Here is a 16,500-nt window from a genome sequence, read left to right as displayed (position 1 = left end):
CGCACAGACTTATGCCACCGAAGGCTCGTGCCGGAGCCGCCGTCAAGAAGGTCCGGCGCAAGGAACGCAAGAACGTCGCCCACGGGCAGGCGCACATCAAGAGCACCTTCAACAACACCATCGTGTCCATCACGGACCCGACCGGTGCGGTCATCTCCTGGGCCTCCTCCGGCCAGGTGGGCTTCAAGGGCTCCCGCAAGTCGACCCCGTTCGCCGCGCAGCTGGCCGCCGAGGCCGCCGCGCGTCGGGCCATGGAGCACGGCATGCGCAAGGTCGACGTGTTCGTCAAGGGCCCCGGCTCCGGCCGGGAGACCGCCATCCGTTCGCTGCAGGCCGCCGGTCTCGAGGTCGGGCAGATTTCCGACGTCACGCCGCAGCCGCACAACGGGTGCCGTCCGCCGAAGCGTCGCCGGGTCTGAGAGGTTAGAGAGAGATGGCTCGTTACACCGGTGCTGACTGCCGCCGTTGCCGGCGGGAGAAGATGAAGCTGTTCCTCAAGGGCAGCAAGTGCGATGGTCCGAAGTGCCCGTTCGAGTCCCGGCCGTTCCCGCCCGGGCAGCACGGCCGCGGCCGCACGAAGGAGACGGAGTACCTGCTCCAGCTCCGTGAGAAGCAGAAGGCCCGTCGTGTCTACGGCGTGCTGGAGAAGCAGTTCCGCGGCTACTACGAAGAGGCCGTGGGCAAGAAGGCCAAGACCGGTGAGGTTCTGCTCCAGATCCTCGAGTCGCGGCTGGACAACGTGGTCTACCGGGCCGGCTACGCCAAGTCCCGGGACATGGCCCGTCAGCTGGTCAAGCACGGTCACTTCACGGTGAACGGCAAGAAGGTCGACATCCCGTCGTTCCGCGTCAAGGAGCACGACATCATCGAGGTCCGGGGCAAGAGCAAGGAGCTCACCCCGTTCATCGTCGCGCAGGCCGAGGCCGGCTCCAAGACCGTTCCGGCGTGGCTCGAGGCCATCCCCAGCCAGATGAAGGTCCTCGTGCACTCGCTCCCGGCCCGTCAGGTGATCGACACCCAGGTCCAGGAGCAGCTGATCGTCGAGCTCTACTCCAAGTAAGGGCTCGTTGCGGTGGCCCGTCCTGCGGGGCGGGCCACCGGAACAGTTGTGTCGTGGGCGTCAAATAGCGGGCGCCCCGGAAGAGAAGAGAAAAGATGCTCATCAGCCAGCGACCGTCTCTCTCCGAAGAGTCGATCAACGAGACCCGGTCCAAGTTCACCATCGAGCCGCTGGAGCCCGGTTTCGGCTACACGCTCGGCAACTCGCTCCGGCGTACGCTGCTGTCGTCCATTCCGGGCGCCGCGGTCACCTCGATCAAGATCGACGGTGTGCTGCACGAGTTCACCACCATCCCCGGCGTCAAGGAGGACGTGGTCGAGCTCGTCATGAACATCAAGGAGCTGTGCGTCAGCTCCGAGCACGACGAGCCGGTCAGCATGTACCTGCGCAAGCAGGGCCCGGGCGACGTGACCGCCGGCGACATCCAGCCCCCGGCCGGTGTCTCCGTGCACAACCCGGACCTGAAGCTCGCCACCCTCAACGGCAAGGGCCGGCTCGACATGGAGCTGACCGTCGAGCGGGGCCGGGGCTACGTCACCGCCGCGCAGAACAAGCAGGCGGGCGCCGAGATCGGCCGGATCCCGGTCGACTCGATCTACTCGCCGGTGCTGAAGGTGACGTACCGCGTCGAGGCGACCCGGGTCGAGCAGCGGACCGACTTCGACCGGCTGATCATCGACGTCGAGACCAAGCCGTCGATGGGCCCGCGTACCGCGCTGGCCTCGGCCGGCTCGACGCTGGTGGAGCTGTTCGGGCTCGCCCGCGAGCTGGACGAGACCGCCGAGGGCATCGACATCGGGCCGTCCCCGCAGGACGCCCAGCTGGCGGCGGACCTGGCTCTGCCGATCGAGGAGCTGGACCTGACCGTCCGCTCCTACAACTGCCTCAAGCGCGAGGGCATCAACTCCGTTGGTGAGCTGATCGGGCGTACCGAGGCCGACCTCCTCGACATCCGCAACTTCGGCCAGAAGTCGATCGACGAGGTCAAGATGAAGCTCGCCGGGATGGGCCTGGGGCTGAAGGACTCGGCTCCGAACTTCGACCCGGCGCACGTCGTGGACACCTTCGGCGAGGCCGACTACGACACCGACGACTACCGCGAGACCGAGCAGCTCTAGTCCGCGCTGCCGCCACACCTGAGGAGCACCAAGCATGCCCACGCCCACCAAGGGCCCCCGCCTCGGCGGCAGCCCCGCGCACGAGCGGCTGATGCTGGCCAACCTGGCCACCGCGCTGTTCCAGCACGGCAAGATCCAGACCACCGAGACGAAGGCCCGGCGGCTCCGTCCGCTGGCCGAGCAGCTCATCACCAAGGCCAAGCGCGGCGACCTCGCCTCGCGTCGGCGGGTGGCGGGCGTCGTCAAGGACAAGGACGTGGTCTACTCCCTGTTCGACCAGATCGCGCCCCGGTACGCCAACCGCAACGGTGGCTACACCCGGATCGTGAAGACCGGTCCGCGCAAGGGTGACGCCGCTCCGATGGCGATCATCGAGCTGGTCGAGGAGCTTCAGGTCGCCGAGCCGAAGGCGAACAAGAAGACCGCCGCCCGCAAGGCCGCCCAGCAGGACAAGGTCGAGGCCCTGGCCCCGGCCGAGGAGGCCCCCAAGGCCAGCACCGGCGACCAGGACGCCGAGGCTCCGGTCTCCGCCTCCGGTGACACCGCCGCCGCCCGCGAGGACAGCGACGAGGCCACCGAGAACGACAAGGCCTGAGTTCAGGCTCGACCGGGCCCGGCATCCCCACGGGGGTGCCGGGCCCGTCGCCGTCAACGGGAGGTACGAGGTGGACGAGCGGACCCGGCTGCGGCTGGACGTCTCGTACGACGGCACCGACTTCTCCGGGTGGGCGCCCCAGCCCACCCGGCGCACGGTCGCCGGCGTGCTCATGGCGACGCTGGACCTGGTGCTCGGCGCCGGCACGGTCCCCGGGCTCACCGTGGCCGGGCGGACCGACGCCGGGGTGCACGCCACCGGGCAGGTCTGCCACCTGGACCTGCCGACCGAGGTGTGGCGGGCGCACGAGGGACGGCTGCTGCGCCGGCTGGCCCGACTGCTCCCACCGGACGCCCGGGTACGCGCGATGACCGAGGTGCCGGCCGACTTCGACGCCCGGTTCTCGGCCACGTTCCGGCGCTACGAGTACCGGGTCACCGACGCGCCGTGGGGCGCCGAGCCGTTGCGTCAGCGGGACACGCTGGCCTGGCCGAAGCCGCTGGACCTGGCCGCACTGAACGCCGCCGCGGCCGGTCTGGTGGGCGAGCACGACTTCGCCGCGTACTGCCGGCGCAAGGAGAACGCCACCACGCTGCGCGAGGTGACCCGGCTGGACTGGCGGCGCGACCCGGACGGGATCCTGGTCGCCACCGTGCAGGCCGACGCGTTCTGCCAGAACATGGTGCGCAGTCTGGTCGGGGCCATGCTGGTCGCCGGTGACGGCCGGCGGCCGGTCGAGTGGCCGGCCGGGCTGCTGACCCGCCGGGAACGGTCCAGCGAGGTCACCGTGGCACCCGCGCACGGCCTCGCGCTGGTCGAGGTCGGCTACCCGGCCGACCCGGCGGAGTACGCCCGCCGCGCCGACCTCACCCGCCGGTTGCGGGTCCCGGTCGCCGAGGGCTGAGCCGGGCGGAGGACGACGCAGGCGCGGCGAAGCGGCCCGGAGACGGCGAACGGCCCGCCACCGGAGGTGGGTGGCGGGCCGGGGGAGCGCCGCTTCAGTCGCCGGTGCCGCGCTGGCCGGCGTTGTCCTCGGTCGGACCGTCGGTGGGCTGGCCGGCCGTGCCGCCGGCGGCCCGGTGGTCCAGCACGTTCCGGTTCAGGTGCAGCTCGATCAGGTCGAACATGATCTCGCGGGCGACCGCGTCGTCGGTCGGGATCCTATCCCCGTCCGCGCGGGTGACCAGGCAGAAGGCGATGTAGTGGCCGCGTACCTGCCAGCCGACCCGGGCGGCGGCCTTCTCCACCGCCTCGGTGCCCTCACCCGCCGGCAGGCCCCGGAACCGTCCCTGGCGGTCGTCCAGCAGCGGCCGGATCCGGTCCCGTACCCGCTGGGCGCTGGCCAGGTCGGTCAGGTTGAACAGGCCGGCGGTGAGCAGGTGGTCGCCGTCGGGGGAGCGGAGCGTGCCCCGGACGACCTGGTTGCACCCGAGCCGGACCAGCAGGTCGGCGATCTCGCCGGTGGCCGAGATCGCGCAGTCGGTGCTGGCCTGCGTCTTGAGCACCCGGTACGCCGGCTTGCCGTCGGCGACCACGAGTTGTTTGCCCGGGAACAGTTCCTTGGCGGTGAGTGTCGCCTGGTCGGTGTCCCGGGAGTCCAGGTCGGACCGGCCGGGCGCGCTCGACTCGGTCACCGCCGGCGGTGGGGTCTGCTCGCTCGTCGGCGGCGTGTCGGCCCGCTCGTCGAGCAGCGCCGCGACGGCCAGGCCGGTGAGGGAGAGCAGGAGCAGCACGGCGGCGCCGCCGACCAGCGCCTGCCAGAACCGGCCACCGCCACGGCGGCCGGTCCGCCGGTTCCGTGCCTGGTCGGGCAGGCTCGTGGTGCGGAACGTCGGGCTGGCCGGGACCGGCACGGTCGGGCGTGCCGTCGCGGCCGGCACCGGCTGTGGTGCCGGCGGGGCGGGCTGGGGCACCGGCGCGGGCTCCCGGGGCGGTGTGGGCACCGGTGCGGGCGGTGCGGGTGGTGCGGGGGCGGGCGCCCGGGCGTCGTCGAGGGCCGGGCGGGTGGCCCGGGCCGGGGGCAGCGACGGCGTGGGGAAGCGGGACGGCGACGGGCCGGCCGGTGGCGGCGTCGCGACCACGGGCCCGACCGGGGCCGGCCCGGGCTCCGGGTATTCGAGGAAGGCGTCCTCATCGGACTCGTACCGGTACACCATGTGGGATAGAGTAGGGCCGATTATCCCTTTCGGGGGGAATATCGGGAAATTCTGACGGGGTGGCGTCGCCCCCTGCCCGCCGTACCGTCGACCGGCCCGCCACCCGCCGGTGCGAGAATGCCCGCGTGACCGGCGACCACTACTTCACCGCTGAGCCCACGACCCCGGCCCGCCCGCGCGAGGTCGAGTTCTCCGTCGCCGGGCGCGACTACACGCTCACCTCGGCCGGCGGGGTCTTCTCCGCCGACCGGCTCGACCCCGGCACCGCCGTGCTGCTGCGCAAGGCCGACCTGCCGGCCGCCGACGCCGCCGGCCCGCTGCTCGACATCGGCTGCGGATTCGGCCCGATCACCTGCGTCCTGGCCGCGGTCGCGCCGGCCGCCACGGTCTGGGCGGTGGACGTCAACGAACGGGCCCGCGCGCTCACCACCGCCAACGCCGCCCGCGTCGACGCGGCCGACCGGGTCCACGCCGTCGCCCCGGACGACCTGCCGTCGGACGTCACGTTCGCGCAGATCTGGTCGAACCCGCCGATCCACATCGGCAAGGCCGAACTGCACGACCTGCTGCTGCGCTGGCTGCCCCGGCTCACCCCGGACGGCGTGGCCTGGCTGGTCGTCGCCCGGCACCTCGGCGGCGACTCGCTGCACCGCTGGCTGGTCGAGCAGGGGTGGCAGGTGCAGCGGCACGCCAGCCAGAAGGGCTACCGGGTGCTCCGCGTCACCCGGTAATCCGGTGTCGGCCGGGCCGCCGGCTCGGGCAGGATGCCCGCGTGGGATACGTGGACGTGGCAGGGGTCGGGCACATCCTCCCGGACGGGCGGGAGCTGTTCCGCGACGTGTCGTTCCGGGTCGGTGAGGGCGCCAAGGTTGCGCTCGTCGGCCCCAACGGCGCCGGCAAGACGACGCTGCTCCGGATGGTCGCCGGTGACCTGCCGGTCCCCACCGGCGCGATCGCCCGCGCCGGCGGGCTCGGCGTGATGCGGCAGTTCATCGGCATGATCGGTGACGAGTCGACGCTCGCCGACCTGGCCCTGTCACTCGCGCCGCCGGCGCTGCGCGACGCCGGGCGCCGGCTGGTCGAGACCGAGGCGGCCATGCGGACGGCCGAGGTCCGGGGCAAGTTCAGCTCCGCCGCCGGCAAGGCCCAGCTCGCGTACGCCGACGCGCTGGCCGCCTGGGGCGAGGCCGGCGGATACGACGCCGAGGTGCTCTTCGACACCGTCACCACCATCGTGCTGGACCTGCCGTGGGACGCCGCCCGGGACCGACCGGTCCGGACGCTCTCCGGCGGCCAGCAGAAACGCTTCGCGCTGGAGCTGCTGCTGCGCGGCCCGGACGAGGTGCTGCTGCTCGACGAGCCGGACAACTTCCTCGACGTGCCCGGTAAGCGGTGGCTGGAGGCACGGCTGCGGGAGTCCGCCAAGTCCGTGCTCTACGTCTCGCACGATCGGGAGCTGCTGGCGCAGACCGCCGACCGGGTGGTCGCCGTGGAGGGCGGCAGCGCCTGGGTGCACCCGGGCGGCTTCGCGAGCTGGCACGACGCGCGGGTGGCCCGGCACGCCCGCCTCGACGAGCTGCGCCGGCGCTGGGACGAGGAACACCAGAAGCTGCGCGAGCTGATGCTGATGTACAAGCAGAAGGCCGCGTACAACGACGGGCTGGCCTCCCGCTACCAGGCCGCGCAGACCCGGCTGCGCAAGTTCGAGGAGGCCGGGCCGCCGCCCGTACCCCCGAAGGACCAGGACATCCGGATGCGGCTGACCGGCGGGCGGACCGGCAAGCGCGCGGTGATCGCCGAGCAGCTGGAGCTGGACGGCCTGACCTACCCGTTCGACCTGGAACTCTGGTACGGCGACCGGGTCGCGGTGCTCGGCGCGAACGGGACCGGCAAGTCCCACTTCCTGCGCCTGCTGGCCCGCGGCGGCACCGACCCCGAGCCGGGCAACACGCCTGTCGACGGCGCCGCCGCGCTCGCGCCGGTCGCGCACGGCGGTGTGGTGCGGCTCGGCGCCCGGGTCCGGCCGGGGCACTTCTCACAGACCCACGACCGCCCGGAGCTGATGGCGAAGACGCTTGTCGAGGTGCTGTGGCGCGGCGACGAGCACCGGGCCGGCATGGACCGGCACGCGGCCATGGCGGCGCTGTCCCGCTACGAGCTGGCCGGCCAGGGCGACCAGCGCTTCGGCACGCTCTCCGGCGGCCAGCAGGCCCGCTTCCTGGTGCTGCTGCTGGAGCTGTCCGGGGCCACGCTGCTGCTGCTCGACGAGCCGACCGACAACCTCGACCTGGCCTCCGCCGAGGCGCTGGAGGCCGGGCTGACCGCGTTCGACGGCACGGTGGTCGCGGTGACGCACGACAGGTGGTTCACCCGGACCTTCGACCGGTTCGTGCTGTTCCGCGGCGACGGGGACGTGGTGGAGACGCCGGAGCCTGTCTGGGACGTCGGATGATCGACCAGGAGCTGGTCGACCGGCTCTGCGCGGTCGACGGCGTGGCCGCGGTGGCGCTCGGCGGCAGCCGGGCCCGCGGCGAACACCGGCCCGACTCCGACTGGGACGTCGGCCTCTACTACCGGGGTACGCCGGACGTGGCCGGGCTGCGCGCGGTCGCCGACTCGGTCGCCGACAGCCCGGTGGAGCTCACCGCACCCGGCGGCTGGGGCCCCTGGGTCGACGGCGGCGGCTGGCTGCGCGTCGGCGGGGTGGCGGTGGACTGGATCTACCGGGACCTGGACCGGGTGCACCGGGTCTGGGCGGACTGCCGCGCCGGCCGCTACACGGTCGAGGTGCAGGCCGGGCACCCGCTCGGGTTCTACTCGCCCGCGTACGCCGGGGAGGTCGCGCTCGGCCGGGTGCTGGGCGACCCGACCGGCGAGCTGACCGCGCTGCGGGCCGAGACCGTCCACTACCCGCCCGCGCTCGGCGCGGCACTCGTGGCCGGCGGCTGGGAGACCGGCCTGCTGCTCGACGGCGCGGCCAAGGGCGCGGCCGGCGGCGACGCCGGGTACGTGGCCGGGTGCCTGTTCCGGGTGGTCGGCGTGCTCGCGCAGGCGCTGCACGGCCGGGCCGGGCGATGGCTGGTCAACGAGAAGGGCATGCTCGCCTCGGCCGGGCGGCTGCCGGGCGCGCCACCGGACTTCACCGCCCGGGCGCAGGCGCTGCTCGGCGCGCTGGGGCGTACCCCCGCCGAGCTGGCGGCGACGGTCGGTGCCGCCCGGGCACTCGTCGCCGACGCGCTGGGCTGAGACGCCCGGCCGGCGGGCCTCTTCCGGTGGCAGCGTCAGGGCCCGGCCCGGTGGCAGCCAGCGGGGCTCGTCCCGGTGCTCGGGCGGCGGCGGGCATAGGGTGGGACTCGTGAGTGAGATGACCTACCGCCGGTTGGGCGACTCCGGGCTCGTGGTGTCCGTGGTCGGCATCGGCTGCAACAACTTCGGCCGCAAACTCGACAGCGACGGCACCCGGGCGGTGGTCGACGCCGCGCTCGACGCCGGGATCAATTTCTTCGACACCGCCGACATCTACGGCGAACCGCAGGGCGGCTCCGAGGAACTGCTCGGTCAGGCGCTCAAGGGGCGCCGCGACGACGTGGTGGTCGCCACCAAGTTCGGCATGGACATGCACGGCGCGAACGGGCCGGACCACGGCGCCCGGGGCGCCCGTCGCTACATCGCCCGCGCGGTCGAGGCGTCGCTGCGCCGGCTCGGCACCGACCACATCGACCTCTACCAGATGCACGAGCCCGACCCGGGCACGCCGATCGACGAGACGCTCGCCGCGCTGGACGACCTGGTGACCGCCGGCAAGGTGCGTTACCTCGGCAACTCCAACTTCGCCGGCTGGCAGATCGCCGACGCCGACTGGACCGCGTCGTCGGCGGGACGCACCCGGTTCATCTCCGCGCAGAACCACTACTCGCTGCTGGAGCGGGGGGTGGAGGACGAGGTCATCCCGGCCTGCGAGCGGTTCGGCCTCGGCATGCTGCCGTTCTTCCCGCTCGCCAACGGGCTGCTCACCGGCAAGTACAAGCGGGGCGAGGCGCCCCCGACGGGCAGCCGGCTGGCCGGCGGCGGCCGGTACGCCGAGCGGCTGGCGGCGGCGCGCTGGGACACCATCGAGGCCATCGAGGCGTACGCCGCCGAGCGTGGGATCAGCATGCTCCAGGTGGCCATCGGCGGGCTGGCCGCCCGGCCGGCGGTGACCTCGGTGATCGCCGGCGCGACCACTCCGGACCAGGTACGCGCCAACGCCGACGCGGGCACCTGGCAGCCCACTGACGAGGACCTGGACGCCCTCGACGCCCTCCTCTGACGCGCCCCGCCCCTCACCCCGCCCCTGCCCTCGCCCCTCGCCCTCGCCCCTCCCGCCTGCCCCCACCGACCACCCCGCCAGACACCCGTGGTGTTCCACCCGAAGCCAGCGTTCCCCAGGAGTGGAACGTCATGGGTGTCTCACGGCCTTTTTGACACCTATGACGTTCCACTCGCCGCCAGTACCGGGCTATGGGTGTCCGTGGGGTGGTGTGGGGGCGCGGCGCTCCGCGAGGGCCTGGCGGACCAGGGCGACGGTGGCGTCGGGACGGCGCAGCACGTCGTCGGCGGTGAACCGGAGCACGACCCAGCCAGCCGCACGGAGCGCGTTGAGACGTGCCACATCACGCCGGAAGTGCGCCCGCTCGCGGTGGTGGTCGCCGTCGTACTCGATCGCGAGGCGGAGCACCGGACAGGCCAGATCCACCCGGGCCACGAAGCGCCCGGCCGCGCGTATCTCGTGCTGCGCGGTGAGCGGGCCGATGCCGGCGTCGAGGAGGAGCAACCGCAGGCGGGTCTCCATCGGGGACTCGCTCAACGGTTCAGCCAGCGTCAAGACCTCACGCAGCAGTGGCGCACCCGGCCAGCCGGACCGGGCTTCGGCGTAGTCACGCAGCGCGGACAGCTTCACCACCCGGCGACGCAGTAACGCGTCCACGGCGACCAGCGCCTCCGCCCGGGGACCCAGCCGACCGAGGTCGAACGCGGTACGCAGCGCGGTGGTGACCGGCAACCCGGCGAACCGGGTGCGGTCCTCGTCGGGTAGTGGCGACCTCACGACCGTCAACCGCGGGTGCGGGCGCAGCCGGACGGCTGTCGGCAGTAGCACGGTCACCGGCGCGTCACGGCTGAGCACCTCCGCGCCGAACAACCAGGCGGCGCTCCGTCCCGCCAGCACGGCACCTGGCGGCAGGCGCAACGCCACCGCCTCGCACCACATCCGGTGGTCGTCGACACGGTATCCGTGCCGGTGCACGTACACGTCCGGCAGCAGGCGGACCCACGTCGGCCCGCGGAGCATCGTCCAGGTGAGTAGCCCTTCGGAGACGGCACGGCTGCCCCGGAACGGCAGGCTCGCCAGGCAGGGCGGGACACGCGCGGGAACGGACATCCAGGCAGCGTGTCGTCACTCGCCGGTCACCCGCCGTCCCGGTCCGCCGGGTGGTGCGGTCCTGGGAAAAAACTCACCCGGTCTTCCGTACGGCGGGGAGGCGTCGTACGGTAGGCCGCAAGTGACCCACGGGAGCCCGGTGTGGACCGGGCTGAGAGGGGGGCTGACAGCCCCCGACCGTTGAACCTGATCCGGGTAATGCCGGCGCAGGGAGGAGCGTTGCCGTGCCGTCCCTGGGACGACTACATCTCATCACCGACACCCGACCGGGGCGGGATCCGCTCGGCGTGCTGCGTGCCGCCCTGCCGGTGGGCCGCGCCGAACTCGTCGTGCAGGTACGCGTGACGGACGACGCCACCGACCGGGAGGCGTACGAGCTGGCCCGCCGGGTGGTCGAGGCGTGCCGGCCGTACGGCACGTGCTGCCTGGTCAACGACCGGTTGCACGTGGCGCTCGCGGTGGGCGCGGCCGGTGGCCACGTCGGGGCGGACGACCTGCCGGTGGCCGCCGCCCGCCGGGTGCTCGGCGTCGACGCGATGCTCGGCGCGACCGCCCGGGAGCCGGGCACCGCCCGGGCCGCGGTCGCCGCCGGAGCGAGCTACCTGGGCGTGGGCCCCTGCCACGCCACCACCACGAAGCCGGGGCTGCCCGCGCCGATCGGCCCGGACGGGGTACGCGCGGTCTCCGACGCGGTGACCGTGCCGGTGATCGCCATCGGCGGGGTGACCGCCGCGGCGGTGCCGGCGCTGCGGGCGGCCGGGGCGTACGGGGTGGCGGTGGTCGGGGCGCTCAGCTCGGCGGCCGACCCGGCGCGCGCCACCGCCGAGCTGCTCCGGGCGCTGACGTGTTGAGCGGGGCACATTCCTCTACCGAATGCGTTAACAGGGGGCCCGTCCTTTCCGAGGTGGGGGTGGTGGGGGCGGGGCCGGTGGGGCTGGCGATCGCGTGGCGGTGCGCGCAGCGCGGGCTGCGGGTGAGCGTGTACGACGACCGGCCCGGGTCGGGCGCGTCGCGGGTGGCCGCCGGCATGCTCGCCCCGGTCGCCGAGGCGTACTTCGGCGAGCGGGAGCTGACCGGGTTGCTTGTCGAGTCCGCGGCCCGGTGGCCGGCGTTCGCCGCCGAGCTGGCCGAGGCGAGCGGCGTCGACCTGGGCCACCGCACCGAGGGCACGCTGGTGGTCGGGCTCACCGCCGACGACCTGGCCGAGGCGGGGCGGCTGTGGTCGTACCAGCAAGGGTTGGGGTTGCCGATCACGCCGCTGCGCCCGTCGGCGCTGCGCGACCGCGAGCCGGCGCTGGCCACCCGGGTGCGCGGCGGCGCGGTCGCGCCCGGCGACCACCAGGTCGACCCGCGTCGCCTGGTCGCCGCGCTGCGGGTCGCGGCGGAGCGGGCCGGCGTGACGTTCCGGCCGACGCGGGTCGGCACGCTGTCCGAGGTGGACGCGCGGGTCACCGTGGTCGCGGCCGGCTGCGGCGCGGCGGCGCTGACCGGGCTGCCGGTCCGGCCGGTGAAGGGCCAGGTGCTGCGGCTCCGCGCGCCCGCCGGCGGTCCGCCGGGCTTCCGGCACGTGATCCGGGGGTACGCCGACGGCGAGCCGGTCTACCTGGTGCCCCGGGCCGACGGTGAGGTGGTGGTCGGCGCCACCGTGGAGGAACGCGCGGACGTCGAGGTGACCGTCGGCGGTGTGCTGCGGCTGCTCCACGCCGCCGCCGAGCTGGTCCCCGAGCTGACCGAGTACGCGTTGGTGGAGGCCGTCGCCGGGCTGCGCCCGGGCACGCCGGACAACGCGCCGGTGATCGGGGCGCTGCCCGGCCGGCCCGGCGTGCTCGCCGCCACCGGGCACCACCGGCACGGCATCGTGCTCACCCCGGTCACCGCCGACCTGGTCACCGAACTGATCGTCAGCGGCGAGCCGGATCCGGCGCTCGCCCCCTTCAGCCCGGCACGGTTTTCGAAGGAGCGCCCGTGGAACTGATCGTCAACGGCACCGGGCGGACGCTGCCCGACGGCGTCACGCTCGTCGAGGTGGTCCGCGCGGTCACCGGTCAGCAGCGCGGCCTCGCGGTCGCGGTCAACGGCGAGGTGGTGCCGCGCGGCGGCTGGCCGGCGAGCGTGCTGCGCGACGGCGACCGCGTCGAGGTGCTCAGCGCCGCGCAGGGCGGGTGACCGGGATGTCCCTGGAGATCGGCGGCGTGCCGGTCGGCTCCCGGCTGGTGCTCGGCACCGGCGGCGCGGCCAGCCTGGACGTGCTGGAGGCGGCGGTCCGGGCGTCCGGCACGGACGTGGTGACGCTGGCGCTGCGTCGGGTCGACACCACGCCGGGTGGCGCGGGCGGGCTGCTCGACCTGCTGGAGCAGTGCGGGGTACGGCTGCTGCCGAACACGGCCGGCTGCCGGACCGCGGTGGAGGCGGTGAAGACGGCGCACCTGGCCCGGGAGGCGTTCGACACCGACTGGGTGAAACTGGAGGTGATCGGCGACGAGCGCACGCTCCTGCCCGACGGGGTGGAGCTGCTGCGCGCCGCCGAGGAGCTGGTCGCCGACGGGTTCACCGTGCTGCCGTACACCTCGGACGATCCGGTGCTGGCCCGGCGGCTGGCCGACGTCGGCTGCGCCGCGGTGATGCCGGCCGGGTCGCCGATCGGCTCCGGTCTGGGCATCGGCAACCCGCATCACATCCGGCTGATCCGGCAGGCCGTCGACGTGCCGGTGATCCTCGACGCCGGTATCGGCACCGCCTCCGACGCCGCGCTCGCCATGGAGCTGGGTTGCGACGGGGTGCTGCTGGCCAGCGCCGTCACCCGCGCCGCCGACCCGGTGGCCATGGCCACCGCCATGCGCCACGCGGTCGAGGCCGGTCGCCTGGCGTACAGCGCCGGCCGCATCCCCCGCCGCTCCCACGCGCTCCCGTCCACCCCCGACGACGGCCGGCCCGACCTGTGACCCCCCGTCCCGCTGTCGGCGATCTTGGTACGCGCACGCCCTTCCGGGGGCGGATCAGTACCAAGATCGGACGCGATCCGGGAGGTGTGGTGCTGCTCACCGATCGGCGGGTCACGCGGGGAGCGCTCGTCGACGTCGTGGCGGCAGCCGTCGACGGGGGAGTGCGGTGGGTGGTGCTCCGGGAGAAGGATCTGCCGCGCGCCGAGCGCCTGGCGCTCGCCGTCGCGCTGCGCGCGGTCCTGGCCGACGTCGGCGGCACGTTGATCGTCGCCGGCCCGGACCCGCTCGACGGGGACGCCGTGCACCTGCCCGCCGCCGGCCCGTACCCGCCGCCGCGCCTCGGGCTGGTCGGCCGCTCCTGCCACGACGCCGCCGAGCTGGCGCGCCTGACCACCGAGGACTACGCGACGCTGTCCCCGATCTTCCCCACCCGCACCAAACCCGGCTACGGCCCACCGCTGGGCCCGGACGGGCTGCGCGAGCTGGTCGCGGTCAGCCCGGTGCCGGTGCTCGCCCTCGGCGGCATAGAGACCCCGGACCAGGTGCGAGCCTGCGTCGACGCGGGCGCGGCCGGCGTCGCCGTGCTCGGCGCGCTCATGCGCGCACCCGACCCGGCGGCGACTGCCGCCACGCTGGGCAGCGCCTTCGAGGAGGCGGCCACCCCGGTGTCGCGCACCCCTCACCCGACGGCGGAGATCCCCACGAGAGGGCTGCGGCCGACCGTGCCCACGCAGGGATCAAGCCTGACCGCCCGGAGTGGGCACGGTCGGCCGCAGCCCCCAAGCGCAACCACAGAGGAAAGACAGTGACGCCGCAGACAGTCCTCACCATCGCCGGCTCCGACTCCGGCGGCGGCGCCGGCATCCAGGCGGACCTGAAGACGTTCGCCGCGCTCGGCGCGTACGGCACGAGCGTGCTCACGGCCGTCACCGCGCAGAACACGCGCGGCGTGGACGCCGTCCTGCCGCTGCCCCCGCAGACCGTCCGCGACCAGCTCGACAGCGTGCTCGGCGACTTCGACGTCCGGGCCGTGAAGACCGGCATGCTCGGCACGCCGGCGGTCGCCGAGGCGGTGGCCGGGGCGGCCCGGGACGGGCGGCTGCCCCGGCTCGTCGTCGACCCGGTGCTGGTCGCCACCAGCGGGCACCAGCTCGGCGTGACGGAGGCGGTCGAGCGGCTGCTGCCGTACGCCGAGGTGGCGACGCCGAACTGCGCGGAGGCCGCGGCCCTCACCGGACGCCCGGTCGGCACGGTCGAGGAGATGGTCGCTGCGGCCGAGTCGCTGGCCGCGCGCGGGCCGACGTTCGTGGTGGTGACCGGCGGCGACGTCGACGCGGCCGGCGAGTCGGTCGACGTGCTGGCCGGCGGCGGCACCACGCGGCTGCTGCGCGCGCCCCGGGTGGACACCCGGCACAACCACGGCACCGGCTGTTCGTTCGCCGCCGCCGTCGCGGTCCGGCTGGCGGCCGGCGACGCGGTGCCGGTCGCGGTGGCCGCCGCCAAGGAGTACGTGACCCGCGCGCTGACCGGCGCGCGGGGCTGGGAGTTGGGCGCGGGACGCGGCCCGCTGGACCACTTCGGCTGGTCCGCTTGAGCGACAGGGAGGCTGTCATGCAGGCACGTCGCAAGGTGTACGTGGAAGGGTCGCGGCCGGACATCCGGGTGCCGTTCGCGGAGGTGACGCTGACCGGGGACAACCCGCCGGTGCGGCTCTACGACACCTCGGGCCCGGGATCGGACCCGGAGGTGGGGCTGCCCGCGCTGCGCGGGCCGTGGATCGCCGAGCGGGGCGACGTCGCGCCGGTGCGGGGCGCCGGCAGCCCGCTGGCGGGAACAAGGCCGACCCAGCTCGCGTACGCCCGGGCCGGGACCGTCACGCCGGAGATGGAGTTCGTGGCGATCCGGGAGGGCGTCAGCCCGGAGTTCGTCCGGGACGAGATCGCCGCCGGGCGGGCCGTGCTGCCGCTCAACGTCAACCACCCGGAGTGCGAGCCGGCGATCATCGGCAAGGCGTTCCTGGTGAAGGTGAACGCCAACATCGGCACCTCGGCGGTCACCTCGTCGGTGGCCGAGGAGGTGGAGAAGCTCACCTGGGCCACCCGGTGGGGCGCGGACACCGTGATGGACCTCTCCACCGGCAAGCGGATCCACCAGACCCGCGAGGCGATCGTGCGCAACGCGCCGGTGCCGATCGGCACCGTGCCGATCTACCAGGCGTTGGAGAAGGTCGGCGGGGACCCGGTGAAGCTGAGCTGGGAGGTGTTCCGGGAGACCGTGATCGAGCAGGCCGAGCAGGGCGTCGACTACATGACCGTGCACGCCGGCGTGCTGCTGCCGTACGTGCCGCTGGCCGTGGACCGGGTCACCGGCATCGTCTCCCGGGGCGGTTCGATCATGGCGGCCTGGTGCCTGGCGCACCACGAGGAGAACTTCCTCTACACCAACTTCCGCGAGCTGTGCGAGCTGCTGGCGAAGTACGACGTGACGTTCTCGCTCGGCGACGGGCTGCGTCCCGGGTCGATCGCGGACGCCAACGACGAGGCGCAGTTCGCCGAGCTGCGCACGCTCGGCGAGCTGACCACGGTGGCCTGGGAGCACGACGTCCAGGTGATGATCGAGGGCCCGGGGCACGTGCCCATGCACAAGATCAAGGAGAATGTGGACCTCCAGCAGGAGTGGTGCCACGAGGCGCCGTTCTACACGCTGGGCCCGCTGACCACCGACATCGCGCCCGCGTACGACCACATCACGTCCGCGATCGGCGCCGCCATGATCGGCATGTTCGGCACCGCGATGCTCTGCTACGTGACGCCGAAGGAGCACCTCGGGCTGCCGGACCGGGACGACGTGAAGGCCGGCGTGATCGCGTACAAGATCGCGGCGCACGCGGCCGACCTGGCCAAGGGGCACGCCGGTGCGCAGGCGTGGGACGACGCGCTCTCCAAGGCGCGGTTCGAGTTCCGCTGGGAGGACCAGTTCAACCTGGCGCTCGACCCGGAGACGGCCCGGGCGTACCACGACGCGACGCTGCCGGCCGAGCCGGCCAAGACCGCGCACTTCTGCTCGATGTGCGGGCCGAAGTTCTGCTCCATGAAGATCACCCAGGAGCTGAAGGACTACGCGGCGCGGGGCATGCGCGGCAAGTCCGAGGAGTTCGTCGCCGCCGGCTCGCAGGTCTACCTGCCGCTGGCCTGAGCGTGACCGGGGGCC

At 73.9% G+C, this 16,500-nt stretch carries 18 protein-coding genes and 1 riboswitch; of the genes, 16 read left to right on the top strand and 2 right to left on the bottom strand.

The features are described from left to right. Positions 1-11: 11 nt before the first annotated feature. The 5 genes from rpsK to truA all read left to right on the top strand — a co-directional run bounded on the left by rpsK (position 12) and on the right by truA (position 3,677). Positions 12-419: a 30S ribosomal protein S11 gene (rpsK, locus tag OG767_RS28345; protein WP_014440747.1), complete on the top strand. Its 408-nt coding sequence runs from the start codon at positions 12-14 to the stop codon at positions 417-419. A 14-nt stretch (positions 420-433) separates the two neighbouring features. Continuing rightward, complete coding sequence (gene rpsD / locus OG767_RS28340) at positions 434-1,060, top strand: 30S ribosomal protein S4 (protein WP_089155247.1); 627 nt, start codon at positions 434-436, stop codon at positions 1,058-1,060. 95 nt (positions 1,061-1,155) lie between these two features. Beyond that, complete coding sequence (locus tag OG767_RS28335) at positions 1,156-2,178, top strand: DNA-directed RNA polymerase subunit alpha (protein ID WP_405091234.1); 1,023 nt, start codon at positions 1,156-1,158, stop codon at positions 2,176-2,178. A gap of 34 nt (positions 2,179-2,212) precedes the next feature. Beyond that, positions 2,213-2,773 carry a 50S ribosomal protein L17 gene (gene rplQ, locus OG767_RS28330; protein ID WP_107157451.1) on the top strand — a complete coding sequence of 187 codons (561 nt, stop codon included), beginning with the start codon at positions 2,213-2,215 and terminating at the stop codon, positions 2,771-2,773. 70 nt (positions 2,774-2,843) lie between these two features. Further along, positions 2,844-3,677, top strand: a complete 834-nt coding sequence (truA, locus tag OG767_RS28325) for a tRNA pseudouridine(38-40) synthase TruA (protein ID WP_405091233.1) — start codon at positions 2,844-2,846, stop codon at positions 3,675-3,677. A 94-nt stretch (positions 3,678-3,771) separates the two neighbouring features. Here truA and OG767_RS28320 read toward each other — a convergent pair whose 3' ends face one another. Continuing rightward, positions 3,772-4,929 (bottom strand): hypothetical protein, encoded by a 1,158-nt coding sequence (locus OG767_RS28320; RefSeq protein WP_405091232.1) that lies wholly within the window; start codon positions 4,927-4,929, stop codon positions 3,772-3,774. A 125-nt stretch (positions 4,930-5,054) separates the two neighbouring features. Between OG767_RS28320 and OG767_RS28315 the strand changes: the two genes are divergently transcribed. From OG767_RS28315 to OG767_RS28300, 4 genes are all read left to right on the top strand, one after another. Further along, positions 5,055-5,660, top strand: coding sequence for a class I SAM-dependent methyltransferase (locus tag OG767_RS28315; protein ID WP_405091231.1), 606 nt, complete (start codon positions 5,055-5,057; stop codon positions 5,658-5,660). A 41-nt stretch (positions 5,661-5,701) separates the two neighbouring features. Continuing rightward, positions 5,702-7,381 carry an ABC-F family ATP-binding cassette domain-containing protein gene (locus OG767_RS28310; protein WP_281938080.1) on the top strand — a complete coding sequence of 560 codons (1,680 nt, stop codon included), beginning with the start codon at positions 5,702-5,704 and terminating at the stop codon, positions 7,379-7,381. Further along, entirely contained in the window at positions 7,378-8,175 is a 798-nt protein-coding gene (locus tag OG767_RS28305; RefSeq protein WP_405091230.1) for a nucleotidyltransferase domain-containing protein, read from the top strand. Before OG767_RS28310 ends, OG767_RS28305 begins: the two co-directional genes overlap by 4 nt. 100 nt (positions 8,176-8,275) lie before the next feature. Further along, on the top strand, positions 8,276-9,238 hold the full coding sequence (locus tag OG767_RS28300) for an aldo/keto reductase (RefSeq protein WP_405091229.1): 963 nt from the start codon (positions 8,276-8,278) through the stop codon (positions 9,236-9,238). Between the two features lie 189 nt (positions 9,239-9,427). Here the strand turns inward: OG767_RS28300 and OG767_RS28295 are convergent, their stop codons facing one another. Next, on the bottom strand, positions 9,428-10,348 hold the full coding sequence (locus tag OG767_RS28295) for a DUF559 domain-containing protein (protein ID WP_405091228.1): 921 nt from the start codon (positions 10,346-10,348) through the stop codon (positions 9,428-9,430). Positions 10,349-10,466: 118 nt separating this feature from the next. Further along, positions 10,467-10,578: riboswitch (TPP riboswitch) on the top strand. Here OG767_RS28295 and thiE point away from each other — a divergent pair. The 7 genes from thiE to thiC all read left to right on the top strand — a co-directional run bounded on the left by thiE (position 10,573) and on the right by thiC (position 16,485). Then, positions 10,573-11,199, top strand: coding sequence for a thiamine phosphate synthase (gene thiE, locus OG767_RS28290; protein ID WP_405091227.1), 627 nt, complete (start codon positions 10,573-10,575; stop codon positions 11,197-11,199). Its footprint overlaps the riboswitch before it by 6 nt. Beyond that, entirely contained in the window at positions 11,193-12,323 is a 1,131-nt protein-coding gene (gene thiO / locus OG767_RS28285) for a glycine oxidase ThiO (protein ID WP_405091226.1), read from the top strand. Before thiE ends, thiO begins: the two co-directional genes overlap by 7 nt. After that, entirely contained in the window at positions 12,314-12,514 is a 201-nt protein-coding gene (gene thiS, locus OG767_RS28280; protein ID WP_405091225.1) for a sulfur carrier protein ThiS, read from the top strand. The genes thiO and thiS overlap by 10 nt, the downstream gene beginning before the upstream one ends. Positions 12,515-12,519: 5 nt before the next feature. Then, positions 12,520-13,290 (top strand): thiazole synthase, encoded by a 771-nt coding sequence (locus tag OG767_RS28275; protein WP_405091224.1) that lies wholly within the window; start codon positions 12,520-12,522, stop codon positions 13,288-13,290. A gap of 65 nt (positions 13,291-13,355) precedes the next feature. Then, complete coding sequence (locus OG767_RS28270) at positions 13,356-14,099, top strand: thiamine phosphate synthase (RefSeq protein WP_405094336.1); 744 nt, start codon at positions 13,356-13,358, stop codon at positions 14,097-14,099. Beyond that, entirely contained in the window at positions 14,096-14,884 is a 789-nt protein-coding gene (gene thiD, locus OG767_RS28265; protein ID WP_405091223.1) for a bifunctional hydroxymethylpyrimidine kinase/phosphomethylpyrimidine kinase, read from the top strand. Before OG767_RS28270 ends, thiD begins: the two co-directional genes overlap by 4 nt. Positions 14,885-14,901: 17 nt before the next feature. Further along, positions 14,902-16,485 (top strand): phosphomethylpyrimidine synthase ThiC, encoded by a 1,584-nt coding sequence (thiC, locus tag OG767_RS28260; protein WP_405091222.1) that lies wholly within the window; start codon positions 14,902-14,904, stop codon positions 16,483-16,485. Positions 16,486-16,500 lie beyond the last annotated feature (15 nt).

Origin of the sequence: Micromonospora sp. NBC_01392 (genome assembly GCF_045040125.1) — a bacterium.
Lineage (GTDB): Bacteria > Actinomycetota > Actinomycetes > Mycobacteriales > Micromonosporaceae > Micromonospora.
The sequence above is the reverse complement of the archived record's forward strand: the minus strand, read 5'-3'. Positions and strand labels throughout refer to the sequence as shown.